The 24704-nt window shown below is 69.2% G+C and carries 21 protein-coding genes and 2 pseudogenes; 12 read left to right on the forward strand and 11 right to left on the reverse strand.

Annotation, left to right across the window (positions count from 1 at the left end; translation table 11 throughout):
• Window positions 1-855 precede the first annotated feature (855 nt).
• Both IE136_RS33970 and IE136_RS36255 read left to right on the forward strand, forming a co-directional pair.
• Window positions 856-3567 carry a DEAD/DEAH box helicase gene (locus tag IE136_RS33970; protein WP_189602410.1) on the forward strand — a complete coding sequence of 904 codons (2712 nt, stop codon included), beginning with the start codon at window positions 856-858 and terminating at the stop codon, window positions 3565-3567.
• A 256-nt stretch (window positions 3568-3823) separates the two neighbouring features.
• Window positions 3824-4162: pseudogene (locus tag IE136_RS36255) on the forward strand (helicase associated domain-containing protein); the annotation flags it as partial.
• A 39-nt stretch (window positions 4163-4201) separates the two neighbouring features.
• Here the strand turns inward: IE136_RS36255 and IE136_RS33980 are convergent.
• Window positions 4202-5485, reverse strand: coding sequence for a hypothetical protein (locus IE136_RS33980; RefSeq protein ID WP_189602412.1), 1284 nt, complete (start codon window positions 5483-5485; stop codon window positions 4202-4204).
• Window positions 5486-5606: 121 nt separating this feature from the next.
• Window positions 5607-5810 (reverse strand): cold-shock protein, encoded by a 204-nt coding sequence (locus IE136_RS33985; protein WP_189602413.1) that lies wholly within the window; start codon window positions 5808-5810, stop codon window positions 5607-5609.
• 796 nt (window positions 5811-6606) lie between these two features.
• Here IE136_RS33985 and IE136_RS33990 point away from each other — a divergent pair.
• From IE136_RS33990 to IE136_RS34010, 5 genes are all read left to right on the forward strand, one after another.
• Window positions 6607-7140, forward strand: coding sequence for an RICIN domain-containing protein (locus tag IE136_RS33990; RefSeq protein WP_229819457.1), 534 nt, complete (start codon window positions 6607-6609; stop codon window positions 7138-7140).
• Between the two features lie 671 nt (window positions 7141-7811).
• The gene (locus IE136_RS33995; protein WP_189602415.1) at window positions 7812-8045 is read left to right on the forward strand and encodes an IPT/TIG domain-containing protein; all 234 of its coding nucleotides are present in this window, start codon (window positions 7812-7814) and stop codon (window positions 8043-8045) included.
• A 12-nt stretch (window positions 8046-8057) separates the two neighbouring features.
• Window positions 8058-9008 carry a terpene synthase family protein gene (locus IE136_RS34000; RefSeq protein WP_189602416.1) on the forward strand — a complete coding sequence of 317 codons (951 nt, stop codon included), beginning with the start codon at window positions 8058-8060 and terminating at the stop codon, window positions 9006-9008.
• Window positions 9009-9084: 76 nt separating this feature from the next.
• Entirely contained in the window at window positions 9085-10701 is a 1617-nt protein-coding gene (locus IE136_RS34005; RefSeq protein WP_189602417.1) for a prenyltransferase/squalene oxidase repeat-containing protein, read from the forward strand.
• 119 nt (window positions 10702-10820) lie between these two features.
• Window positions 10821-12206: an SDR family NAD(P)-dependent oxidoreductase gene (locus IE136_RS34010; protein ID WP_189602418.1), complete on the forward strand. Its 1386-nt coding sequence runs from the start codon at window positions 10821-10823 to the stop codon at window positions 12204-12206.
• 6 nt (window positions 12207-12212) lie between these two features.
• On the opposite strand, the gene IE136_RS34015 is transcribed toward IE136_RS34010, so the two are convergent.
• Window positions 12213-12419, reverse strand: coding sequence for a hypothetical protein (locus IE136_RS34015; protein WP_189602419.1), 207 nt, complete (start codon window positions 12417-12419; stop codon window positions 12213-12215).
• 920 nt (window positions 12420-13339) lie between these two features.
• Between IE136_RS34015 and IE136_RS34020 the strand changes: the two genes are divergently transcribed.
• Window positions 13340-13603 (forward strand): hypothetical protein, encoded by a 264-nt coding sequence (locus IE136_RS34020; protein WP_189602420.1) that lies wholly within the window; start codon window positions 13340-13342, stop codon window positions 13601-13603.
• A 330-nt stretch (window positions 13604-13933) separates the two neighbouring features.
• Here the strand turns inward: IE136_RS34020 and IE136_RS34025 are convergent, their stop codons facing one another.
• Both IE136_RS34025 and IE136_RS34030 read right to left on the reverse strand, forming a co-directional pair.
• Window positions 13934-14314, reverse strand: coding sequence for a hypothetical protein (locus IE136_RS34025; RefSeq protein ID WP_189602421.1), 381 nt, complete (start codon window positions 14312-14314; stop codon window positions 13934-13936).
• Window positions 14315-14629: 315 nt separating this feature from the next.
• Window positions 14630-15001 carry a hypothetical protein gene (locus IE136_RS34030; RefSeq protein WP_189602422.1) on the reverse strand — a complete coding sequence of 124 codons (372 nt, stop codon included), beginning with the start codon at window positions 14999-15001 and terminating at the stop codon, window positions 14630-14632.
• Between the two features lie 1462 nt (window positions 15002-16463).
• On the opposite strand from IE136_RS34030, the pseudogene IE136_RS34035 reads away from it, so the two are divergent.
• Window positions 16464-16583, forward strand: a pseudogene (locus tag IE136_RS34035) (IS982 family transposase); the annotation flags it as partial.
• A gap of 300 nt (window positions 16584-16883) precedes the next feature.
• Here the strand turns inward: IE136_RS34035 and IE136_RS36260 are convergent.
• From IE136_RS36260 to IE136_RS34055, 4 genes are all read right to left on the reverse strand, one after another.
• The gene (locus IE136_RS36260; RefSeq protein ID WP_229819464.1) at window positions 16884-17612 is read right to left on the reverse strand and encodes a glycine-rich domain-containing protein; all 729 of its coding nucleotides are present in this window, start codon (window positions 17610-17612) and stop codon (window positions 16884-16886) included.
• An 81-nt stretch (window positions 17613-17693) separates the two neighbouring features.
• Entirely contained in the window at window positions 17694-18230 is a 537-nt protein-coding gene (locus IE136_RS34045) for a hypothetical protein (RefSeq protein ID WP_189602423.1), read from the reverse strand.
• 568 nt (window positions 18231-18798) lie between these two features.
• Window positions 18799-19728: a cupin domain-containing protein gene (locus IE136_RS34050; RefSeq protein ID WP_189602424.1), complete on the reverse strand. Its 930-nt coding sequence runs from the start codon at window positions 19726-19728 to the stop codon at window positions 18799-18801.
• A 399-nt stretch (window positions 19729-20127) separates the two neighbouring features.
• The gene (locus IE136_RS34055; protein WP_189602425.1) at window positions 20128-21246 is read right to left on the reverse strand and encodes a YncE family protein; all 1119 of its coding nucleotides are present in this window, start codon (window positions 21244-21246) and stop codon (window positions 20128-20130) included.
• A 166-nt stretch (window positions 21247-21412) separates the two neighbouring features.
• Between IE136_RS34055 and IE136_RS36265 the strand changes: the two genes are divergently transcribed.
• Both IE136_RS36265 and IE136_RS37010 read left to right on the forward strand, forming a co-directional pair.
• Window positions 21413-21862, forward strand: a complete 450-nt coding sequence (locus IE136_RS36265) for a hypothetical protein (protein WP_444545727.1) — start codon at window positions 21413-21415, stop codon at window positions 21860-21862.
• Window positions 21825-22031, forward strand: coding sequence for a helicase associated domain-containing protein (locus IE136_RS37010; protein ID WP_444545728.1), 207 nt, complete (start codon window positions 21825-21827; stop codon window positions 22029-22031). The genes IE136_RS36265 and IE136_RS37010 overlap by 38 nt, the downstream gene beginning before the upstream one ends.
• Window positions 22032-22713: 682 nt before the next feature.
• Here IE136_RS37010 and IE136_RS34065 read toward each other — a convergent pair.
• Window positions 22714-22917 carry a cold-shock protein gene (locus IE136_RS34065; RefSeq protein WP_189602426.1) on the reverse strand — a complete coding sequence of 68 codons (204 nt, stop codon included), beginning with the start codon at window positions 22915-22917 and terminating at the stop codon, window positions 22714-22716.
• 232 nt (window positions 22918-23149) lie between these two features.
• Window positions 23150-23488 carry a MerR family transcriptional regulator gene (locus tag IE136_RS34070; RefSeq protein WP_189602427.1) on the reverse strand — a complete coding sequence of 113 codons (339 nt, stop codon included), beginning with the start codon at window positions 23486-23488 and terminating at the stop codon, window positions 23150-23152.
• Between the two features lie 816 nt (window positions 23489-24304).
• On the opposite strand from IE136_RS34070, the gene IE136_RS34075 reads away from it, so the two are divergent.
• Window positions 24305-24694, forward strand: a complete 390-nt coding sequence (locus tag IE136_RS34075) for an ATP-binding protein (RefSeq protein WP_189602428.1) — start codon at window positions 24305-24307, stop codon at window positions 24692-24694.
• Window positions 24695-24704 lie beyond the last annotated feature (10 nt).

The following is a 24704-nucleotide window of genomic DNA, read 5'->3' on the forward strand; positions in this document are numbered from 1 at the left end:
GAAGGCGCGGACACGGCGCAGCTGCCGTACGGCCCGCAGGGACATGAGGTGTTCAGTCTTCGGTGCCATGCCGGCCCGTGTACCCCGATGTGCGCCGTCTATCGCGCGGGGACTGGTCTGCTTGCCCCGCCTGCCGTCTGGGCGTCCACGGTCCCTCGCGGGTGCGGGGTCCTCCTGCTGCGCCCGGGGGGGCGCTGACGCGGGTTTTCCCGCCGTGCCTGGGGGGTGTCGGCTCGGGCTCCGGTTGCGTCTGAGGGCCGGCTGACGCTGGGCCGAGCTGGTGGTGTGGGCCGGGGTGCTTGGTCGGGGTGAGTTTTAGGCAGGGTTCTTGGCGCGGGGTCTGGTGTGGTCTGCATCAGGTTGATGCAGCATGTAGTGTTGGCAGAAGCACGTGCACCCTGCGGGTCATCTTGTCATCCTGCCCATGTCCTCCAACGCATCTGAGGAGGGTCGCATTGTCCGGATTCGACAGCTTCCTGGATGGAATAGTTACCGAAATACACGCAGTCCGCATACACCGGCCGCGTGGCGTACCAGCACAGCCCGATCAGCGAGGCGAGCGCTAGGGCGGAGACCGGGTGCCTCCATGTAGGGGGCCCTGAGACGGGGTGAATCATGGCGGTGAGCATACGGCCGGGTGTGAAGTGCCCCTCGCCTGGGGGCTGTCCTGTGGAGGAGACCTTGTCCTGTCGCAGAGAGGCCGCTCTCTGGGGCCCGGGCTCCAGCGGCTGCGGGCAGGAGCCGAGGGCCGGTACACAACGCAGTCTGCGCATCTGGATTCTCGGCGTGCCCTCCAGCCAGCCGTCCCCGTTGGCCTGGAATTCAGCGACCTTATCGATAAAGGGAAGGCAGGAAATGTTCGGGGTTCAGCTCAGGGAACATCAGGTGGACCAGAAGGCGAGTTTCCGTAGGTGGGCTGGATTTCCCGCAAGATCACCTGTCCCCCCGGAGGGGGCGCGGGGCACGATCGTGTCCGCGACCGGATCGGGTAAGACGATCACCGCGGCCTCCTGCGCGCTCGAGTGCTTCCGAAACGGTCGGATCCTGGTGATGGTGCCGACCCTGGACCTGCTGGTGCAGACGGCCGAGGCGTGGCGTCTGGTGGGTCACCGGGCCCCGATGGTCGCGGTGTGCTCGCTCGAGAACGACCCTGTACTCGACGAGCTCGGCGTGCGCACCACCACCAACCCGATCCAGCTGGCGCTGTGGGCCGGGACGGGGCCGGTGGTCGTGTTCGCCACCTACGCCTCCCTCGTCGACCGCGAGGACCTGGACGACCCGATGGGCCAGAGGCGCGTCCGCGGGCCCCTGGAAGCCGCCCTGGCCGGCGGAGAGCGGCTCTACGGGCAGCAGATGGCAGGCTTCGACCTCGCCATCGTCGACGAAGCCCACGGCACCGCAGGCGACCTCGGCCGGCCCTGGGCCGCCATCCACGACAACCAGCGGATCCCCGCCGATTACCGGCTCTACCTCACCGCCACCCCACGCATCCTCGCCGCGCCCCAGCCGCGAAGAGGCGCGGACGGCCAGGAGGCGGAGCTCGCGACCATGGCCGATGACCCGGAGGGCACGTACGGCGCGTGGCTCGCGGAGCTCGGTCTGAGCGAGGCGATCGAGCGCGAAATCCTTGCCGGGTTCGAGATCGACGTGCTGGAAATCCGCGACCCGTCGCCGGTTCTCGGAGAGTCGGAGGAGGCCCGGCGGGGACGGCGCCTGGCCCTGCTGCAGACCGCGCTCCTGGAGCACGCAGCGGCGTACAACCTGCGTACGGTCATGACGTTCCACCAGAAGGTCGAGGAAGCCGCCGCGTTCGCGGAGAAACTCCCCGAGACGGCCGCCGAGCTGTACGTGAACGACGCCTCGGACGAGGACCTGGCGGCCGCGGACAAGCTGCCCGCGTCGTCGATCGACGCGGAGTTCTACGAGCTGGAGGCCGGCCGCCACGTCCCGCCCGACCGGGTCTGGTCGGCGTGGCTGTGCGGCGACCACCTTGTGTCCGAGCGCCGGGAGGTGCTGCGCCAGTTCGCCAACGGCATCGACGCGGCCGGACGCCGGGTCCACCGCGCCTTCCTCGCCAGCGTTCGCGTGCTCGGGGAAGGCGTCGACATCACCGGCGAGAGGGGAGTCGAGGCCGTCTGTTTCGCCGACACCCGCGGCTCCCAGGTGGAGATCGTCCAGAACATCGGCCGGGCGCTGAGGCTCAACCGCGACGGCTCCACCAAGGTCGCGCGGATCATCGTGCCGGTGTTCCTGGAGCCGAACGAGGACCCGACCGACATGGTCGCCTCCGCGAGCTTCAAGCCGCTCGTGGCCGTGCTCCAGGGCCTGCGCTCGCATGACGAACGCCTGGTCGAGCAGCTCGCCTCCCGGGCGCTCACCAGCGGCAAGCGCAAGGTCCACGTCCGGCGGGATGAGGACGGGCGGATCGTCGGGGCCGGCGGCGCGGGCGACGGCCAGGAGGACGATGACACGCAGGCCGCCACCGAAGCCGCCCTGCTGCACTTCTCCAGCCCACGTGATGCGGCGACCATCGCCGCGTTCCTCCGTACCCGGGTCTACCGGCCCGAGTCGCTGGTGTGGCTGGAGGGCTACCAAGCCCTGCTCCGCTGGCGCAGGGAGAACGAGATCACCGGCCTCTACGCCATCCCCTACGACGTCGAAGTCGAGGTCGGCGTCACCAAGGACTTCCCCCTTGGCCGCTGGGTGCACCAGCAGAGGAAGGCGCTGCGGGCCGGAGAGCTCGAGGAACGGCGCAAGACCCTGCTCGACGCACCAGAAGCCGGCATGGTCTGGGAACCCGGCGAAGAAGCATGGGAGAACAAACTCGCCGCGCTGCGGTCCTACCATCGGGCCACCGGACACCTCGCACCGCGGCAGGACGCCATGTGGGGCGAAAGCGAGACCGAGGGCCTGGTACCCATCGGGCAACACATGGCCAACCTCCGCCGCAAACACGGCCTCGGCAAAGACCCGAAGCGGGCCGCCATGCGCGCGCAGCAACTGACCGCGATCGACCCCGACTGGAACTGCCCCTGGCCACTCAACTGGCAACGCCACTACCGCCACCTCGCCGACCTCGCCACCGACGAGGCCGGCGGAATGCTGCCCGACATCGCACCCGGGGTGCTGTTCGAAGGCGACGACATCGGACGATGGCTCCAACAGCAGCGCAAGCCAGGCACCTGGAAGCAGCTGTCCACCGAACAGCAGCGGCGGCTGTCCAAGCTGGGCGTGACGCCCGTTGAGAGGCCCATCCCCGCCCCGGCAGCCAAAGGTGCCGGAAAGGCGTCGGGGAAAGCAGCAGCGGCATTCCAACGAGGACTGACCACCCTCACGCAGTGGGTGGAACGCGAAGGCGCAGACCGGCCGGTACCCCGCGGACACGGTGAGCCGATCGCAGTCGACGGCGAAACAGAACCGGTCGTCGTGAAGCTGGGCGTATGGATCTCCAACACCAAAACCCGCCGCGACAAGCTTGACGCCGATCAGCTCGCCGCGCTCGCGGCGCTGGGCATGGAATGGGCGAAGCCGGTGACGATCCCCCAGGCCGCCCCGGACAGCCCCTGACCGCCGTCTTACGCCGCGACCGGACCCCGGGCCTCTTGTGGAGGGACGGGATCCGATGCTGTGGCCTGCGATGTGCCGCCTACATGCCAGTGAGCCGCCTGGGGATGTACCGCGTCATGTCAGCCACCAGAACACAAAGCACCGCCTCGTGTCAGCGACCGACCCTCGCCATAGGCCAGAGAACTGCGAGAACATGCCGCTCCTGACCAGCCGTCACTGCCGTGCACTCACTGCCATGAAGCCGACACATCGCACGCAGCTTCTCCCCGGGCAGCAGGAACGGCTGTCGAAGCTGGGCGTACAACCCGACCAAGCCCCGGCACCCACCCCAGCCACCGCTCGTACGGCGGAGGGCCCGAGCAAGGCACAGCAGGCATTCCAACGAGGCCTGGCGGCCCTCACGCAGTGGGTCGAACGGGAAGGCGCCCACCGGCAGGTGCCGAGGGGGCACGCCGAGGCGATCGCGGTCGACGGCCAGGACGAGCCGGTGGCCGTGAAGCTGGGCGTATGGATCTCCAACACCAAAACCCGACGCCACAAACTCACCGCCGAACAGCTCGCCGCACTACGGGAACTCGGCATGCAGTGGGCGTAGGTACGGTCTCTCCCCTGCGGTTCCTGCGGCTGCGTGACGTCAGCTGAGGCGTCTGTCGACTGCTTCGCGCCACGCAGTGAACTCGGCGAACCACAGGTCCGGTACCTGCTGGGGATTCTGCAAGTAGGCGTTGGCCCGCGACCATCCACCGATCCTGCGAAGGCCGGGTTCGCCCAGGGTCAGGAGGGCGGTGCGCGGGTAGCGTGCCACGCGCTGGGCGAGACGGGTCTTGATGAACACGAGAAGCGCGTCTGCCGCTGCGAGAGCCGTTTCGGTTTCCTGGTGTGTCGGGCGGTAGCCGCGGTGGACGACCCGATTGCGCAGTGCGGCCACGGCGTGTGCCCAGTCGTGGATGGGGCCTGGGCGTGTGCTGTCCCATGTCCCGCCGAGCCGGGGTGCGTACTCGGTCTTCACGCGGGTGGCCAGACCGCCGCCCCGGGAGAAGTCGAACACGGCCGCGGCCTCGTCGACGGACGGAGTGTCCAGTTGTTCTTCCCAGAGCATCAGGGCCAGGGTGCTGGTGAGGACGATCTCGGCGAACATGGCGGCCTGGACGACAGCGTTGCGGTAGTCGCCTTCACGGCGGAAAGCGCGGCGAGCTTCGGTGGAGCGTTCCATCGCCAGCTCCATGGGTGATCCGTCCCAGAAGCGGTGGAGATGCGCGTTGAGACGGGTCATCTCGTCATCGTCGAGGACCGACCCGAGCGGGCCGGGCGGGGGCGTCAGAGGCATCACGCCCATCCAGCCGTCGGCATAGCTGCCGGTCAGGGACCTGGCGAGCCAGAGAGCTACCGCTATCTGTTCCGGAGCGGCCACCGGGTGGCTGTGAGGCAGGACCAGCTTGGCCATGGAGGAGACGTCGGTCAGCACCTCGAAGCAGCGGATGAACGCCTCGTGGAGGGCTTCCTCCTGTGGTTCCAAACGGTCGGCGCTCTGGATGGTGACCATCTCCACTACGGTGCGGTATGCCTCGACCGTCCCGTCGACAAAGTCCTCCTCCGGCAGCGGCTTACCTGTGATCTCAGCACAGACCTGGGTCAGCGCTTTCAGGTGCATAGGCCCGGCATTCTGTCGTTCCTTGAGCTGACGGAACTTCAGCGATACGAACGGCCTGCCCTGCGCGACGGGAGACACTGCAGGGCCGTCTTGCGAGACAACCATCTCTGCAGCTTCGAGCCCGTCGACTGCGCCTGGCAGCGTCTTGGTGATCACTGCCCCGTGCGGCAGCGCGCACGGGAAGGGCAGAGCCACCAGAAAGGTGAGCAGCAACGGGCCAGGTGCGGACTGGGCTTCACCAGGGTCGGGCGCGTCGGACTCGTTCATCGGGAAAGCCTAGATGCGGACGTGCTGGGCGTCGACTGGCCCCTGATGAGCAGCTGGACGCTGTCGGCGCGCAGCGGTCCCCGCCGGCGGGTGGTGGCCGCCAGGCTGGTCGCCTGCAGGGTCAAAGAGCCCGGACTTTGTCGGCCTGGGGACCGCGCTGCCCCTGGGTGATCTCGAACTCGACCCGCTGGTTCTCCTCCAGGTTTCGGAAACCGGATCCCTGGATCGCGCTGAAGTGCACGAAGACGTCCGCACCGCCCTCGTCCGGGGAGATGAACCCGAATCCCTTCTCCCCGTTGAACCACTTCACAGTGCCCTGAGCCATGCCTGCCCCTTGTTCCTTAGAGTCGGGAACGTGGTCCGTGCCCGACTGCAGCCACATCCTCCCCACGCGGCAGCGGGTGAAACGGGCGCAACTGCTGATGCGGGGGCGGGATGATGGCGGGCCTCGACCTAGCCGCCTGGCTGCCCGCCCTGATACACCCAGCCACGCGCCGCCGGAGAGAGCACACCAGCCCGTGCACAGGGTCTTGGCGGGGCCGCAGGTGTGCGTTCCCGCCCTGGGTCGCCGCGCGGAGCGACGCAAGCCGCAATCGCCACCCCTCCCGGCCGTAGGAACGGTCGATCACCCGCACCTCGTCCCGGCGCCTGGCGACGCGCCCGAAGGGCCGCGCCGGGCATCAGCCGGAGCGACCGGCCCGGCGCCGTGCAGCTCAGCGACACTCGACCGCAGGGACGCCCACAGCCTCGCGTCGTTCGGCTCGGCTCGGGCACCGCCCAGCGGGTGCCTAAACACTCCGCGGGCGCAGCGGGGCCGTCTGGTCCGCTTGGGGGCCCGTGTGCGGCACGGTGACAGCCATGCGCCGCTGGCCCCTGCGCCTGTTCCTCTCATGTCCCGGATCGGACGGGGCTGGGGCCATAGCCGGCTACGCGCGATCTGAGGAGGGAGCCGGTCCCGGCGTCTTGGGCGGACAGACCTAGAAGGATCGATCCTGCTCATGGGGCCAGCGGGATACGCCCGCTAACCCCTCGCGCGGGGTACTTCACCCCTTTAAGTGGTCTATGTGAACGACCACTTACCGACTGTAGTCGCTCCAGCTATCAATGGTGACTGTCAGTTCATGCCGTTCTCTGGAGGCACCGTGAAGTTCCCCCGCCTGGCCGTGACCGCGACTGCCGTCGTCTCTGCCGGCCTGTTCGCCTGGGCGCAGGCGCCCACCGCGTCCGCAGCGACGTTCACCGCCGAGCTGGTGGCCCGCCACAGTCAGAAGTGCGTGACGATCCAGTCCTCGAGCACCGCCAACGACGCTGCTGTGATCCAGTTCGACTGCGTGCCCGGCGGCCAGTCCAACCAGCAGTGGAAGCTGGTGGCCACCAGCGCCGGCTACTACAGCATCAGCGCCATGAACAGCGGCAGGTGCATGACCGTCAAGGACGCGAGCGTCCAGGACTACGCCCAGGTCATCCAGTACGGCTGCGGGAACAACACCAACCAGCAATGGCGGCTCGTCCAGAAGGACAACGGGTACTTCTCCATCGAGGCCCGGCACAGCGGCAAATGCCTGACCGTCACCAGCGCGAGCAACGACAACGACACCGCGCTGATCCAGTACGACTGCGTAGAAGGCACCAACCAGCACTTCCGCCTCGGCTGAGGCACTATCCAGGACGGCCCAAAACCCTGGGCCGCCCCGGCGCTGGGAGAAGGGACATCACGCGTCGCACATCGTCCGTGGTGTCCTTCTCCACACAGGTCACAAGCCGCCGGGCACGCCGGGGAGCTGAAAAGAAGTAGGCGCCGTCATGCCGGGGCCGCAGCTGCCTCATGCCGCGGGAAGTGCGGCCGGCCACCCGGACCTCCTCGGACCACAGACGACTCACCGCCTCTCGCCGCCCGAACTGCTGACAATGTCCACCCCGCCCCCACCGGGGCCCGCGAGCCTCCTCCTCCGAGGTGCCGGCATCCCACAAGCAACCCACCGAACCGCGCCCCGCACGGCCGGGCACCGGGCCAGCGCTGCCCCTCTCCCGCCTGCCCGAGCCCGCCCCACCACCGCGGCCGACACCGTTCCCCAGGCGGACCGGGCAGCCGGCGCCCACCGACCAGCCCCCGCAGTCGCGGATACGACGGTCGCAAGAGTCCGCGGGCAACTGCCGTATCAGCCCATCAACGTCCCCGCGGGCGAAGAGTTACCGGCAGGACGTCGCCCGCACCACGCAGGCGGTCAGCCACGGCGGCTGCCAGGCCCCGCACCGGCCCGCAGCGAAGGGGCGACCGCAGACCGGACACCGCACTGCCCCGGCCGTCACAGCCAAGCTGGTCGTGGTGTCCCTGGTCGACGTGACGCCCGCCCCCACGGTCACCGCCGTCAGCCCCAACTCCGGGCCGACCACCGGTGCCACCGTCGTCACGGTCACCGGCTCCGACTTCACGGCCGCGACCGCGACCGCCGAGGAGACCCGGCTCGCCGGGCGCGTGGACGAGGATGGGCGTGCGCTGGCGCGCTTGTGCCGGTTGAGCTGGCGCTTTCACGCCGTTTCCGCTTTGACTGCGGCCTGACAAGATCAAAGGATGACTGACACCTCTTCAGGCTTTGGTGTCCTGGCGCCCGAGCCGGTGCCGCAATGGGCGCGCCGGGTGGGTTTGGTGAGCGATGCCCGGGGGGAGCGTCGTCTGGCTGCGATGCGGCTGGAGGTGCTGGCCGGCGGGGCGTTGCCGCAGGGATCTGCGGAGGATGTGGCGCTGACGGCGCAGTGGGCGGCGTTCATCTGCTGGGTGGACGACCACATCGACCGGGGCGGTCTCGCTCTGTCCGTTAAGGCGGTTGAGGAGTTTCTTGCGCCTCTGCGACACGTGCTCGACGCCGGCGGGAGCGGTTCGGGCGGGGTGTCGGTGTATGCGGGGGTGCTGGCCGGGTTGTGGGAGCGCACCGCGGCGGGGATGCCGGATGATTGGCGGACGCGTTTCACGGCGGAGTACGCCGACTTCCTGGATGCGACCGTGCAGGAGGTGGCGCTGCGTCGTGCCGGGATCCGGCTTTCGGTGGCGCGGTATGTGCGGTTGCGGCGGCGGACGATCACGCTTCTGCCGATGCTGAACGTCCTGGAACGCACCGGTCACACCGTCTTGGTGGAAGTACCGGCGGTGGCTGTGCGGGTGCGGGAGCTGCGGTGGGCGGTGGCTGACGTGGCGGGCTGGGCCAATGACCTGGCCTCCGGCGCGGACGACGAGGTGGCGGGTCAGGACAACCTGGTGGCGGCCATCGCCCGGGAGAGCGCCTGTTCGCCGGCCGAGGCCCGGGCCCGGGTGATGGCGATGATCGAGGACCGCCGGGCCGGTTTTCGCGCTACTGCCGCGGAACTGCGCAGCGCCTGCGGGTCGTTGGCACAGGGCTCGGAGTTGTGCCGGTATGTGGACCTGGTGGAGACGTTTATGTCCGCGACGTTGGAGTGGTTGGCCAGGACCGGGCGCTTCGCCCTGGACACGGCGCCGGCCGGGCCCTTCCCGATGCCGACGCCCTGACCGGCTGGTTCTTCGCAGCGCGGCGTCCACGGCGGGCGCCGAGTCCTAGCCCCACGAGTCCCGGGAACGGATCCCCATGAGAATCAGTACGGTCACGCCAGTCCTGCCCGCCTGGGACCGCGGCGCTCTGCCGTCCGGCCTGGCCACGGCCACGGCTCGGCTGCGGGATTGCCTGACTGCCCGCATCGGGCCGGACGGGGCCGTGCACGATCCCTGCCGCAGCCGCGTCCTGGAATCCGCCCTGCTCCTGGCCCTGTTGGAGCGCACCCAGAGCCATCCGGCGGCCCGACGCCGTGTGGCCGGCTACCTGTCCGGCCACCGGGACTCCGTGCAGCCGCTCGACCGGCTGCTGGCCCAGGCCGCCTTGGCCGGCCACCCCTGTGCGTCGAAGCTGCTGGACTTGGACGAGTTCCTCGCCCAGGCACCCGACTTCACCGGCCCCCGCAAACGGGCGCTGCTCCACGCCGTCCTCCACCTCCTCGGCGTCACCCTTCCCGCCGGGCCGATCTCGGCCGAGGCGTTCACCCTCCAGCATCTGCACAGTTGGGCACGCGTCCAGGTCACCGCCGTCAAGGCCGTCCTGGGTCACGCACACCGCGGCGCCGCCGGCCTGACCGGCGAGGACCTGGGCCTGTTGCTTTTCACGCAGCAGGCGGGGAGGGTGTGGGAGGGAAACCTGCTGATCCACCTGTCGGTCCTCCACGCCCTGACGCTCATCCCCGGCCAGCGGCATGTGGTCGCCGAGGGGATACGGACCGCGCTGGAACACCAGCGCTGCGACGGCGGGATGCCGTTCATCTGCGACGAGGACACCTGGCTCACCGCGACCGCCGGTGTCGCCCTCCATGCGGCCGGCGCCGGCCCGGCGGTAAACATCGTCGCCCGGCGCCTGTTATCCCTCCAGCACAGTGACGGCGGCTGGTCCTACACCCACAGCGCCCGCCTCACGGACGTCGACTGCACCTCGGTCGCCGTCGAAGTCCTCCACCTCGCCGACCCGGCCGCCCACCGCCTGCCCATCAGCCGGGCGATCAGCGCCCTGCAAGCGCTGCGCGGGTCGGACGGCGGCTTCCCCACCTACCTCGCCGGCGCCCCGTCCGAAGCGTGCATGACCGCAGCCGCCGCCAACGCCCTCTCCACCCAAAGAGCAGGCCGACACACCGCAGTGGACAGCGCCCTCGCGCATCTGGCCTCGCAGCAGCACGCGGACGGCTCCTTCCCCCCGGACTGGAGCAGCAGCCGCCTGCACACCGTCTTCCGCGCGGTCCTCGCCGCCTCCCGCCAACCCGCCCCGCCCCGATCACCCGCCTCCCACATCACGGAGCGGGCAATGCGCCTGGTGGCGGAGGGCCAGAACCCCGACGGCGGCTGGGGACAGCAAGCCGGCTCCCCCAGCGACGCCCTCAGCACCTCCTACGCCCTGATCACCCTCAGCACTGCGGGCAGCCCCACGCCCGGCCCCGCCGCCCGCGGAGCCGCCTACCTGCTCAGCCGGCAGCAACCGGATGGATCCATCACGAGCATCCCGGACTCCATCGGCCCCCGCCCGTTCGCCTTCACCGTCCCCGCCCTGGCCGACATCTTCGCCCTGCTCGCCCTGGGACACCTCACCCACCGCCTGGGTACCGCCCCGGCAGAGCAAAATCTGATCAGCCCCATCGGGGCGCCGGGCGAGCTGGCCCTGCCCGGCTGACCACCCCTCTCGAACCACCCTCCGCCCGGCTTCCCCGCCTCGCTCACAGCTGAGCCCGGCCCGAAGGAGCCCGGCGCACCCCGGCCGGGTCACAACACAAGGAAACGGAAGGCAGCATCATGAAGATCGACGACCACTCCCCCGCCCCGGCACCGCCGAAGGGCAGTGTGTGCCTGGTGACCGGCGGGGAGCAGGGCATTGGCCTGGCCATCACACGGGCCTTGACAAGGCAAGGAGCCCACGTACATGTCGCGGGGATCTCGCCACAACATCTGGAAAGCGCCGCGGCCGACCTCGAGGCGGAGGGACTGGGCGACCGGGTCGCCTTCCACCAGGTCGACGTCAGTGACCGCGCCGCCTATGAGCAGTGCATCGCCGACGTCCACGAGGCCGGCGGTCGCCTGGACATCCTGGTCAACAACGCCGCGTTCACCCAGTGGCGGGACGTCGCGGACATGAGCGTGGAGGACATGCAGAAGACGATGCGCACCGGCTATGACGCCATGGTCGTCGGGGTCAAGGCCGTGCTGCCGCTGATGCGGGCCGCGGGCGGGGGCACCATCGTCAACATGGGCTCCTCCGCCGGCGTCGTCTTCGTCAAAGGCCCGTCGGCCTCGTACGCGGCGGCGAAAGCCGCGATCAACGCCTACACCCAGGTCCTGTCCGCCGAACTCGCCGGCAGCCCCGTGAACGCCATGCTGGTTCGGCCGGGGACGGTGGGCGGAACCGAGTTCTTCGGCCGCCACGTCCCCTCCCAGCGCATGCCCCGCCTCGCCGACTTCCTGCCCGTATCCACCCCCGAACAAGTCGCCGACGCCATCATCGACGGCATCCTCAACAAGCGGGCCATCGTCGACTTCCCCGGCTACCTCCCAGCCCTCTACCGCGCCTACGCCTTGGCACCGGGCGCCGTCCGCAAACTCGCAGCCCTCGGCGGGCCCGCCCGACGCGACTTCGCCGCCACGGGCCCCCGCCGTGCCGCCGGTCGCACACCCGGTCCCAGCAAGACCGCCCGCACACTCACCCAGCTCATGGAGAAAGTCGGCTCCGCCCCCTGGGCCCTCGCCGCGGTACGCGCCGGCCTCGTCCCCCTCGACACCACCCTCCAGCACAAAACCAGCGGCCGCCTCAGCGTCGGCCGCACCCTGGGGGTGCCCGCCCTGCTCCTGACCACCACCGGCGCCCGCACCGGACAACCCCGCCCCACCCCTCTCTTCTACGCCGAACACAACGGCGGATACGCGGTCGTCGGCTCCAACTTCGGCTCCCCCCACCACCCCGCCTGGACCACCAACCTCATCAAAACCCCCACCGCCAGCATCACCGCCGCCGGCAAGCAGATGCCCGTCACCGCTCGCCTCGTCACCGGCCCCGAACGCGAGGACATCTGGCAAAAGATCCTCAACCTCGCCCCCGGCTACCAGACGTACAACGACCGCTCCGGCCGCGACCTGCGCGTCTTCCACCTCCAGCCCACCGACCGCGACCAACAGCACGGCAGCTGAGCGGCATCATCCTGCAGCCGCAGCCGGGCCCTCGCCGAAACGGGCCACGTCCTCCACGCTCGCGTCCAGCCGCAGGCGCACGTAACGGATCGGATGCCGGTAGACGCCGCCCCGGTCGACGGAAGTGTCGGCGCTGATCTCCGCTACGAGGCCAGGCCGGACCAGGGTGGTGTCCAGGACGTCGCGCGTGCCCCATGCCGAGGAGAACTTCACGCCGGTCCAGGGATGGCCGGAGCCGGCGGGGGTCAGGTACTCGGCGAGCTCGCGGGCCGCGTCGGGGCGCAGCGGGACCGTGCGGCCGACGGGACGGAGGCGGCCGGTCGGGTCGTGCCGGCCGAGGATAAGGAGGTGGGGGCGTGCGAGGGTGCCGGTGATCGCGCCGATGATCGCTTCGGTGATGCGGCCACGGGCGGCGGCCCGGCGCTGAAGGGCATGGCGCGTGGATAGGGCCAGAGGGGCCCTGCCGAGTCAGGCTCCGGGGTGGGCCGGCCACGACGGGCCGGCGAACCGGCACGCTCGCGTGCACCGGTAGCCCCGCCAGCCCGGCCCACCGACCCCACTGATCGCCCCCGCCCCAGTCCGGCATCGCGGTCCGCAACACCGCAAGCAACTGCCGCTCCAGATCGGTGGGCGTCTGTCCCTGCCGCAGCCGGTCCGCGGCATGCAACGCCGCCCCGATCAGCACGTTGCCCTTCTCATAACGGCCCAGCGACCGCGCCGCGCGGGTATCCCTGCGCGTGCCCGTCAGCAGGCGCCGCAGCTTCTCCAGACGCTGCTCCGGCGTCGCATCCCCAGCACCAGCCATCAACAATCCGCCCTTCTCCCGAGGGCTCCCGAACAGGCCATCACCACCGCAGGACGCTACGCATCACCCACCGCGTATGAACGATCACTCCCAAAAGAACGCCGACAGAAACTCCGAAAAGGCGCCGATGCGGCACAAAAGGGATGTTAGGTGGAAATCTCGCGGGAGCTTCGGCCGGGCTACAGCAAAGATCGGCACACCAGGTACAGGTCATTGTCGCCCGCGGCGAGGGCCACCCCGGAGAGCGCCGAACTCAACCGGCCGACGCCGGGCAGAGCCACCCGTAGGGGAGGGCCCCGCGCTGAAACGACGCGTCTCCTGGTCAGGCATGGTGCGCACGGGTGACATCACGCGTGTTCCCCCGGCACTGCGGGAATCCCTCGAAGCGACCACGTCGCTTATGCGGAAGGCTGTCATGCGTCGTTTTGCTGCGCTCGCCCTGGGTACCGTCATCTTCCTCGGCGCACTCACCGTACCCGCCAGCGCCGATACCGGCATCGCCCTCGGCCCCATCCAGCTCGCCCTGCCCGGCGGAGGCCAATTCGCACAACTGCAAGGAATGAACATCAACGTGGGAACGCTCCTGGGCTGAACCCCGGCAACCGCACCACGCGGAAGTCCCCGCCCCGCCGGCCAGGACCGGCGGGGCGGGGCCAAACCGGCCCTGGCAGCAAGCGACACAAAGCCCCCACAGGTCACCACCCGGCGGTCGGCCCCTTCAGGCGTTCAGCCAGCAGCCGCAGCCGGCCCGGCCCCGAACCGCGGAACATTCTGCACCCCCACGTCCAGTTTCGGCGACAAGGGGGCCGGCCTTTTCACGTCATGCCACGGGCCGGTGCCACGGCCAGGACGAGGAGCCGGTACTGGTCACCGGCTCCGGACGGACGCACTCCGGCTTACCTCCGGAGCCGGGCCGGACACCTCAGGTCAGGGCGGGAGCGAGGGTGGGGTTCTTGACCACCTTCGCGCAGATCGCGTACGCCTTCACGGTTCCCGAGTTACTGGGGTCGGAGTTCGTCGCGAACGCCCACCAGCGTTCCCCGCTGATCGGCGCACTAGCCCCCAGGTGGTAACGGTCAGCGTAGGAGTTGCCCGCGGTCACCACCGCCCCGCCGCCGGTCCGGGTCTCCCCTGCCGGACACTCGGCCACCGCCGCCGCTCGACCCGGGTAGCCACCGGAAGCCGGCGGAATGGTGACCTCTGCGCTCTCCACCACACGCACCACATCATCAGCTTGCGCCGCACCTGCACCCCCGAACACCAGCAGGACGGCTGCAGTGGCTACGAACGACTTCTTCAGCACAGGAATCCACCTTCACTCGGACCGGAAAAAAGAGTGGGATCCGCACACCTGGTACGGCCCGGCCCCACCCAACCCGAGCCCGCGCCCGCAACCCGCACTTCCGTGCCGGACTCACGCGCAGGTTCACCGCAGAAACGATTGCCGTTACCGCAAATAGCCGGACGCGCGCGCCTGAAGCCAACGGCTGTACCCCAGACAGGCCGCAGTCGGCCAGGCAGAGCACGGTCGGCAAGCCCACGGTCCCCACGCCGATGCCCGGTCCGGCCTGTTGGGCCAGACCGGGCATCGGGAGCTGCTATAGGAGGGGTGCCCGGGTCACGCCGCCTCGGCGACTTGGAGCAGCCAGCCGACCGGGATGTCGTCGTCAGTGTCGTTCGCGTTCTTCTTGACGCGGCCGATGGCGACCTTCGTCGTACCGGCCGGGAACTTTGCGCCGGCGTTGACGTGGCCACCTGCATCCGTGACGGTCAAGTCCACGGGGGCGCTCCAGCTGCCGTTGTGCCACTTCACCTTGATCTTTGCATCCCCCCAGGCGGCGCCGAAGCTGAGCCACACCTCGCCTGCCCAACCGGCCTGATTGGCCTGCGGGACGGATACGACGAGGCCGTACTTGTAGTGGATCAGCTCGCCCCTCTCATCGAACGCGAAACCGGGGGGAACCTGGCCATTCTGGAAGTCCGCTGCCATCGGTGCTCCTTGTCTGTCACTGCTCCGATGCCGTGGGAAGCGACACCGCACCGCAGCCCGGAGACCACGGCACGAACCACGCTAGGGGCATATTCAGGACTATCTTCAACTTCTCATGCCAAACCATCAGTTGGGGGATAGTGGAAGCGTGCCCAGTTCATCCGCTCCGCTCCTGCGCCCCCGAATGCCCCATGCTGCACCCCAGGGAGCGGCCTGCTCCTTCGGCCGCCGGCCGGGGCCCAGGGTCTTCGGCACCCCCGCGGACATGCCCTTCACCGTCGTCGTGCACTAGCAGTACCCGCACACGGCGGTCGGTGGCATCGGTGTCCTGGCCCGCTCGTCACCCACGTCGCACGGACGTCACTCATCCGCGTGCCGGAACCCCTCCAACGAAGGACACGCCCGCCAGCGCAGTCCCGCCGGGCCACTAGCGTGCTTGGCGGGAGGTCGGGCCGACTGGTCGTTGATCCGCCTCCCTGGCGCCCCCGTACCCAGTGATCCCCGGTGCGGGGGCGCAATGCGTTCGACGGCATGACGCGCGGACAACCCCGCGCAGGGCCGGCATCACACCGCACGGCGGAGGGCCCGTACGACCGGTGACGGTCGTACGGGCCCGACACGCCGCCTGCGACACGGATCGAAGCCGCTCTGAGAACCCGGCCGACGGCAAATGCGGAGGTCTTGGGCGGCCGCTCGCGCCAGTCCCACAGCACCGCTGCAACCTGCGTTCTGGCTGTGCCGTGCCATGGGAGCTCGCAGCTCGTTCAGATGATCGCCGCTCGTCTGGCAGGGACAGGCTGAGAGGGCAGACCGCTGCAGGAGCGGTAGACCGTGAGGCGCCGCCTGACCAACACTGGGGGCACGCCAGAAAAGATGAGGCATTTGTCACGCTGACCACCCCCGACTGCTCGTATGTCGAGGACCGGTCGCCCGACCCCATCGTCGAACGGCATCACATCACCCAGGCACAGCTCCCACGGCATAACGTCCTGAGCCATCAGACCGGGAAGCTGCCGCGGCAGCACCATGGTGATCCCGGGAGCGGTACCGCGGGTCTCCTCGTAGTTCATAATCCATGTCTCCTGCACGGGGAGCAGCAGCCCTACCCATGCTCACCAGCCCTCCATGCATGACTGGCTGGCACGCTTCGAGTAACCAAGATCGAACTGTCGAGGAGCGCGAGTCCTTCGGGCCCACGCAGGCGGTTTCCCGAACGACAGGAAGGGGACGGGCTCACCGAAAGAATGCGGCTGCTGCACTGATCCGTTCTCCTCGCAGCACATCTCACAACCGCATGCGGGGCGGAACCGCCAAGGACGGCAGGACAGGACTCCACCTGGAGCTGGACAGCGCCCATCACGGCGACCGAACCATCGTGGGGCGCCATGCCCGCTACCTGCGTCCCACGCTGCGTTATTCCATGCATGAGGTTGAAGGACGAGAATCCCAGCACGGTCCGCCCCTCGTCCGCAGAGGTCAGGTGATCCTCGCGGACAAGGGCTTCGCCGGGAAGGAGTTCGAGGCCTTCCTCACCGAGCGCCTCGGCGTTCACCTGGTGCGGCCGGACCGCAAGGTGCAAAAGCGGTACCGGACGGGCTTCAGTTGCTGTCGCCGTAGGTCAGGGGTGCAACGCGGCTCGGGTGTTGCAGCCACAGCCCGAGGGATGGCTACCGGCGGCGGAGGAAGGTTACCTGGGCCTCCGCCAGGACGATGCCGGTCACCGGGTCCCGGTGCACGGGAACGTACAGGCTCCAGTCGGCCTCGCTTTGTGCGCTGTAGGCACCACGGCGGCCGGGGGGACCGCACCCGCCACCGCGCATCGTGTTCGGCGCCTTGCCCGCCTGCAGCGGCTGGGGCGGCGGCCGTCGCCGGTGAGGGGGTGTCAGTAGGTCAGGACCACACAGCCCGGGTTGCCGGGATTGCCGGCGTACCCGGTGAAGACGCCGCCAGCGGCGCCGTCCCCGCCTCGGCCGATGTTGGCGGTGCAGGATGCCGGTACCGGCCCTCCTGCCGTTCCGCCGGTGCCTCCGCTGTTGCTCTCGACGCCGCCGTTCCCGCCCTTCGTGCCGGGGTTGCCGGCGCGGAGGGTGGCTGCGGTGCCGTTGCAGAGGACGGCGGCACCGCCAGCACCCCCAGCACCCCCGTACACCCCGGCGGGCCCTGCTCCTCCCGCGCCGCCGCCAGCGGTGGCCCGCTGGGTACCGCCGATGGTGACGGAGGAGGTACCTCCGGCCCCGCCCCCGTAGTGGAGTGGACCTGCTGTGCCGGCTGCCCCGACGGTGATGGTCAGGCTGGAATTGGGGCTGACGGTCAGTGTGCAGCTGACCGTGGCGCCGCCGCCCGCACCGCCTCCGCCCTGGCCGGCAAAGGGAAAGGCGCCGTACCTGCTACCCCCGCCTCCGCCACCGGCCCCGGTTACCGAGGCTGTGATTTTGGTGACGCCGCCCGGCACCGTGAAGGTGTAGGTGCCGGAGGCGTTGTAGGTCGAGGCAGCGGCGTGAGCAGGCGCGGCCGCGACGAGCGGCACCACGAGGCCTACTGCCGTCGCCGCGGCGGCCATGGCCCACGTTCGGCTGATGCGCCGGCTGCCAGGGACAGTAACTGCGTGCAAGAGCCCTCCTGAAGGGATGTGTTCGGCAGAGCGATCTTGTTGATGTAGGAGATGGCCGCCGGAACTCTCTACGCCGTTTCCTCAGGGGGCGATGCGGTTGAAGCGCAGGGAGGTGTAGCCGCGGGTGTCGGAGTAGATCTGGGCGACGCCGGCGGTGCCGCGGGCATCGAAGCGCTGGGCCTGCAGGCTGATGGTGGTCGGGCCGGTGACCTGGACAAGTTCGCTGATCGGCGCGGTCTGGTTGCCGCCCGCGTAGGCATTGCCGGGGTTGCCGTCCATGATCTGGTAGATCAGCCGGTCGCTTTCGGGGACTTCGGTGCCGGTGGTGGCGTTCCACAGGCGGGCGGTGATGTAGGTGTTCACCGGGGGCGTGCCGGACAGGCGTCCTCGGACGTCGGCGTCGAGTTCGTAGGTGCCGGCCCGCGGCAGGCGGACCTGGATCGTGTCCCTCCAGGTCCCGGCCGGGAGGTCGACCTGGGTGTGGAGCTTCTCGATGCCCCGGGGCGCAGGGGGCGCAGAAGGTGCTGCGCTCACCGCGCTCGGCCCCGCCAGGATGGCGCTGGTGCCCACGACTAACGCGGCCGCGGCGGCGATCAGACCGGTACGGAACTTCGGCATTCGTTCCTCCCTGAGCAGACAACGGAATATGCCGCTTTCAAGGTACGAACGCGCATGTGGGCTGCATATCACTCACTCGGGTGAGGACGGCCCACGCAGCGCACAACCGAGAGAGGGGCGTACGCTCGCTCGCACGGCGATGCCCGGCGTAAGCCGATCGACTCCTGCCGTCGCTGGACGTGGGGTGTTCGGTGCCGCCTGCTGTACCGGATGACGGCGACGCCGTCCTCAATCCAGGCGAGCACCGCCGCGATGACCCGCTCAGGTGCGGCCTCGATCGCCTCCCGTGTCTCCTCGTTGTGAACAGGTACGCAGTTGGCAGCCGATCATCCGCCCAATCGGCACCCGACGGCAGCAGCTTGGTCACCTCCCGACAGCCAGGATCACTACGGCTGCCTGTCATGAGCTGGTACCACCCATCCCGGCCTGGCTGACGCCCATCCAGTGCCACCGCCGCACCCATTCACACAAGACCTTGCTGCCCGGCCGCTGCCGTTCAGACATTAGTTGGCGCTGAATCCTCTCTGTACGCGAAGCCGCGGCAGAGGGGGCGGCGTCCTCGCTGGACTCAGGTCAGTGGGGTGTTGGCCAGGACCCGGCGCAGGATGGCCCAGGAGAGGTCGGACTCGGTGGCGAAGGGGCGCTGCTCCTTGGACTCCTCGTCGATGTAGTTGAAGGAGTCACGGCTGTAGCTGTCACCGTCCTCGTCCTCGTCCTCGTCCTCGACGCCGGTCTGCTCCGGGTTGAGGTAGACGTGGAAGCTGGCGCCGAAGTCGGCGGAGGCGTTCATGTAGCCGGGGCCGGTGGAGCCGCCGCCGCCGTCCATCGGGCAGTACACCCGGTGCACGGCGTAGTTGTCCCTGGACAGCCAGGCGCACTGGCCGGGGGTGAGGGTCAGCAGGCCGAGTTTGCGGGCGTCCCAGTCGAGGTGCTCGTAGACCATGACGTCGAGCTGGCCGGCGAGGCAGAAGACGATGCCGGTGGTGTGGCCGTGGGAGTGGATGGGCGAGTAGTGCTGGGCGGGCCAGATCTCCAGGACGACGGGCGAGCCGATGTCGCCCTTGGGGTGGTCGTCGGGGTGGAGGTGGCCGTGTTCGGCTGCCAGGTGGTCGTAGTCGCCCCGGCCGGTGCAGGCGACGCGGATGTACGGCGGGTGAGTCTTGTCGTGGTTGTACTTCTCCACCAGGATCTGGCGCAGCAGTCCCACCTTCTCGCCGGGTGCGGTGGCGGGGGCGAGGTGTTTGCGCATCGCCTCGATCTCCCACGCCGACAGGCGAAGGTCCTCGGCCTTGCGCGCGAGGTCCATGACGGCCGGGGGGATCATCAGCTGGCGGGCGTACTCGTCGAAGGACGTGGCCTGGCCGATCACGAGGGACGGGGCGGCCTCGGCACCCCTGAGGCGCAGCTGCCGTTCTTCTTCTTTGGTGATGTGGAAGGGGTACTGTGCATCGCCGTATTCCGGTTGCCCGGCGGGCGTCTGGGCGGTGGTCAGGCTCATCAGTGGGGACTCCTTTGTGTGGATGTGTGCATGTGTGCCGCGGCTCGGCGCGGCACACATGCACGTCGGGCTGAGCTGGGGCTTGGACTGGATAGGCGGGTGTTCGGGGTCGACGTACCGGCGTGGGTGCACTGGGGCGGCGCACTCCGTCCGGGCGGTGCGACGCAGGTGCGGGCACAGATGGCGGCTCGGCACATGGCGGGGCAGCTCGCGCCGGCTGCGAGGCGATGCGCTCAGCAGCCCGTGGGTGATCTGGTGACCCGTCCGCGCTTACGGATCCGGTGGTGTTGACGCCGCTTCGGTGACCGCCCGCCACTGCGAGGGGACGGCTGCGCGCGAGTGAGGCGCCGCCCTGCGCAGTCGGTGCGCGCCTTGCAGGGCGGTGTCTCTGGTGGCGTGTCAGTGGCTGGGCAGACGGGTGGCCCTGAGGCCGTCGAGGGGGTACTCCTGGGGCAGGCGAGCCGGGTCGCCCGGCACGGTGATCAGCACGGTGATCGGCCGGGACGTGCCCGCGGCGAGGAACTGGTCGCCCACCGAGCTCAGGTATGCCTTGCCGTCCTGAGCGATGACCTCCACGCCGGATGCTTCGGCTTTCGCGCCCTTGACCGTCGGCAGGTCGAAGGAGATGCGGAACTTCCTGACGTCCTCCGCCGTGCCGCTGTCCTTGCTGACGGCGGTGAGCGTGAGGTCGAAGCTGTAGACCCGGCCCCGGGGCTCGCTGTTCTCCCATGTCCGGTTGAACTTCTTCGTCACGGTGATCTCGTCGTAACTGGGCGGGACGGGCAGAGGGGTGATGCGCCCGGCGCCGTTCATGATCTCCAGGTTGCCGACGGGCACCCTGCCCCGTCCGATGCGCTGCGAGTGGTCGGGGATCGTCGCAGTGGTCAAGTCGAGGTGGTTGACGTTGCCGGCGGAGTCGACGGCGTAGAAGTTGCCGTCCTGGTCGAAGAAGGTGGCCGAGTACGCCTTGCGGGAGCCTGCCGCGGTGCTGGCTTGCGCGGACGGGAAGACACCCTGCTTGAGGACGGTCTTCATGGGCTGGCGGCTCGGGTCGATGAGCAGCAGGTCGCCGTTGTCGCCCTCCACTGAGTACAGTCGTCCGTTCTTGGGGTGGTAGGCGAAGTCGTCCCACCGGCCGCCTCCCGGTGCGTTGCGGGGTGTGGCCTTGCCGGCTGCCACGTCGATGGCGTAGCTGGGTGTGCCGGGGTTGCTGACGGCGAAGAGGGTCTTGCCGTCGGGATCCATGTCGCCGTCGAACCAGGGCCCGTCGGGCAGCCCGTCGATGACCTGTTCCTTCAAGGTGCCGGCCGCCACGTCGATGGTGATGAGCTTGTTGCGGCTCACCGCCAGCAGCAGGGGCTCGGTGTCGTCGCCGCGGTACTGCGCACCCATGGCGGTGTAGCCGGCCTCGTAGGGCCGCACGTTCTCGACGACGCGGGTGTCACCGTCGATGGGGTCGAAGCGGTAAATCCGGGTGTGGGTCCGGCCGACGGCGAGATACACCTTCCGGTGAGCCATGAAACCAAGCGTCCTTCCATGCGACTTCGGAACGCTTCAAGAACTGCCCCTGATCCACACCGGTAAGCACGCTAGGTATTCGTTCGAACACAATAAGCCACAACGGCCAACAGCAGGAGCACCACTCATAAGAGCGACGCTGCGTCTGGTCAACCAGGGGTACCGGGTGAGCATCTTTCTGAAGAACGCGCGGGCCGCCGCCCGGAAGGCTCAGGAGATCGAGCAGCGGCATGCCGAGGGGCTGCCGGTCGAGTCGTCGGCCGGGGCGCTGTCGGACGAGCAGCGTAAGCAGCTGGAGGACATCGACGCGTCCTGGTGCCCGGCCTGGCCGGTGGAGTGGCAGCGGTGCTTCCACCTCGTCCGGCTCCACCTGGAGGCCGGCGGCGCGCTGCCGACCGAGCCCGGCACTGTCGTGCACCAGGGCGAGGACCTGGGCCGGTGGGTGCGGTCGGTCCGGCTGGACTGGGACAACCTCACCACCGTGCAGCAGTGGATGTGTGAGGCAGGTCCTCGGGATCGAGCCCGCAAGCGAGGACGAGAAGCCGCCCCCGCGTCGTACGCAGGCCGACAAGTGAGCGATGAACTACGAGGTGGCCAAGCAGTTCTACGAGCGTGAGGGGCACCTTCAGGTCCCCAGGAAGCACATCGAGCGGATCGTCGGCGAGGACCAGGAGGAGCGGGAGCACAAGCTGGGGGCCTGGATCGGGAATCAGCGCAGCCGGGCGGCGACGCTGTCCCCGGAGCGGATGGAGCAGTTGTCCGCGATCGGGATGCGGTGGTTGTGATGGACGTCGTCGTCACCGCGGCCGCCGCGCTCGCGGCCGGCTATCTGCTCGGGCGGCTGCGCCCGTGGCAGCGGCTGGGCGGCTGATCAGGTCCGCTTCACCGGGGCGTGGGCCCGGGGCGGTGCTGGCCGCCAGGCCGTCGTCGTCCTGGTCCACGCCGTCACCGCGCCGCGCACCAGCTGGTGCATCATCCGCGCCCCAGCCACCGAGACCCGACCGCCGACGCCCGTACCCGATCCCGACTGGGTCGCCAACCGCACCCGGGGAGAGCACGAGTAGACGGTAGGTCTCCGACTCCCTTACTGGCGTTCGACTCACTAGAGGACTTCGACAGCGCACGCAACAGCACCGACCACTCCGCCGGACGAGGTGCGGTCCACACACAGCCGGCTGACGCGTAGACCGATGTGTCCAAGCTGCTTGTTGATGGCCCGGAAGTGGACCTGAGGGTGAGTTGCGAACAGGACGGGCGCCTCTTCCGGAACGCAACTCCACTTGGGCTGGCCACCGCCGCCACAGGATCCGCCCGGGTCGCCCCCGGCGTGCTGCACCTGCCCGACCACCGCGCGGTCGAAAGCTTCCTCGGCCCAGGATGGAGCCTCGTCCGTCCGTGCCAGCCAAAGGGGCCCCGATTCCGTTGTCCGGATCGCGGCCCCTGCCCGCGCCGGCGGGGTGGTGAAGGTCAGGCCAGGCTGATGTTCTCCGCCTGCGGGCCCTTCTGGCCCTGCGTGACGTCGAACGTCACCATCTGGCCCTCCTGGAGCTCACGGAAGCCCGAGGAGTTGATCGCCGAGTAGTGGGCGAACACGTCCGGGCCGCCACCGTCCTGGGCGATGAAGCCGAAGCCCTTCTCCGCGTTGAACCACTTCACAGTTCCCGTAGCCATGTCACATGCCTCCAGTCGAGGAACGCCTCCCACACCATGCGGGAGACGGAGGTGATCGCCCTGGTTCCTGCGGCACAGCACAGCAAAAAACCCACGCCGTAGGGCATGGGCAGAGGGAACTTCCGAACCACGACAGCTAACCGGGACGCTACACGTCCCTACACCCTGTCACCACAGGAAACGCCTGTATGTGTGCGCGGGCCCGCCGGCATCCGGCGGGCGCGCAACCGTGTCAGGCCGCGGTTGGCGGGGTGGCCGCTTCAGCGCCGCGGCGGTACTCGGCGTTGATGCGCTGGGCTTCCTCGAGCTGATCCTCGAGGACGATGATGCGACAGGCCGCCTCGATGGGGGTGCCCTGGTCGACGAGTTCCCGGGCGCGGGCGGCGATGCGCAGCTGGTAGCGGGAGTAACGGCGGTGGCCGCCCTCGGAGCGCAGCGGGGTGATGAGGCGTGCGTCGCCGAGGGCGCGGAGGAAGTTCGGTGTGGTGCCGAGCATTTCGGCGGCCCGGCCCATGGTGTAGGCGGGGTAGTCGTCGTCGTCGAGACGGCCGTAGGAGTCGTCTGCTGTCATCGCACCTCTCTGTGGAACGCGTGGAGGGGCCCTGGTGCCGTACGGCACCAGGGCCCCGAAGGAACTACACCATCTCCCGGCCGTGATACTGCGCCGGCCTTCTGTGTCCGCCAACCCGACTCAGTCGCTGTCGGGGTGCGGGGATCGCGGTTGCTTGACCGGAGACCACCTCACTATCGATGTCCTGCGGTACCCGGGCCCAAGACTTCCGCCCGGGCGATCCTGATGGCGCTTCGTTCCTCCGTTCTTCCCTCGGTGATCAACTGCCTGCCAAACGGGAACTTCTTACTGCTGGTACTGCTCAGTGGCCTGTGACAGCGCCACTCTTCGGCAGCCAGCCCCGTCGCCCGTCCTGCGTCTGCTCTGGCTTGGAACCCCACTGCCGAACCTCCCGGTGCGCGCGTCCGCAGCCGACGCCTTCACCGAGGTACCGCTCACTGACTTCACTGCTGGGTACTGCCGCTACGGTGGCGGCCCCTGATCACTGCGGGCCGCCCGGTCCGGTCGTCAGTCCCGTCGCCCGTCCTGCAACCACCCTGGCTTCGAAACTCCACCACCGCACCGTCCTACAACTGCGGGTACTGCTGCCCGGCAGTTCGTCTCTGCCGGGCCCTGCGGTCCTTCTGGGTTACGAGAGAAACATAACCACACCACTGCTCAATGTCTACTCTGGCCGACACAGATTTCGTGCGTTCGACAGGGAGGTAATCACTCTCGAACCGTGATGGGTGCCGGAATGAGCCGGGTTAACGGGCCGCAGCCGGGGCACAAGCCCCGGGCAGACAGGACCGGAGATCAACGAGACCGGGGGACGTGATGGACACGACGAGCGTCAAAGTCGCACCCCTCCGCTCGGCGACATCCATAACCGGCGCACGCGACAGCGCCCGGGAGTTCCTTGAGGGTCTCCTACCGGCGCTCGCACCCGAGACCGCCGACACGGTGGTCCTGGTCGTCTCCGAACTCGTCACCAACGCCCTGCGCCACGGCGGCGGCACCTGCACCCTGGACCTGACCGCACACCAGGACAGCATCGAGGTCGCCGTACACGACCCCAGCCCACAGGTGCCGCGCATGCGCACCCCCGACCTGAACGGCGGCACCGGAGGCTTCGGCTGGCCCATGGTCAACCGCCTCGCTCGCACCACGGCCGTGACCCGCCAGGCGGCCAGCGGCAAGACCGTAAGCGCCCTACTCCCCAGGTAGAGCCAAGACG

The sequence above is a fragment of the Streptomyces lateritius genome, from assembly GCF_014649715.1.
GTDB lineage: Bacteria > Actinomycetota > Actinomycetes > Streptomycetales > Streptomycetaceae > Streptomyces > Streptomyces lateritius.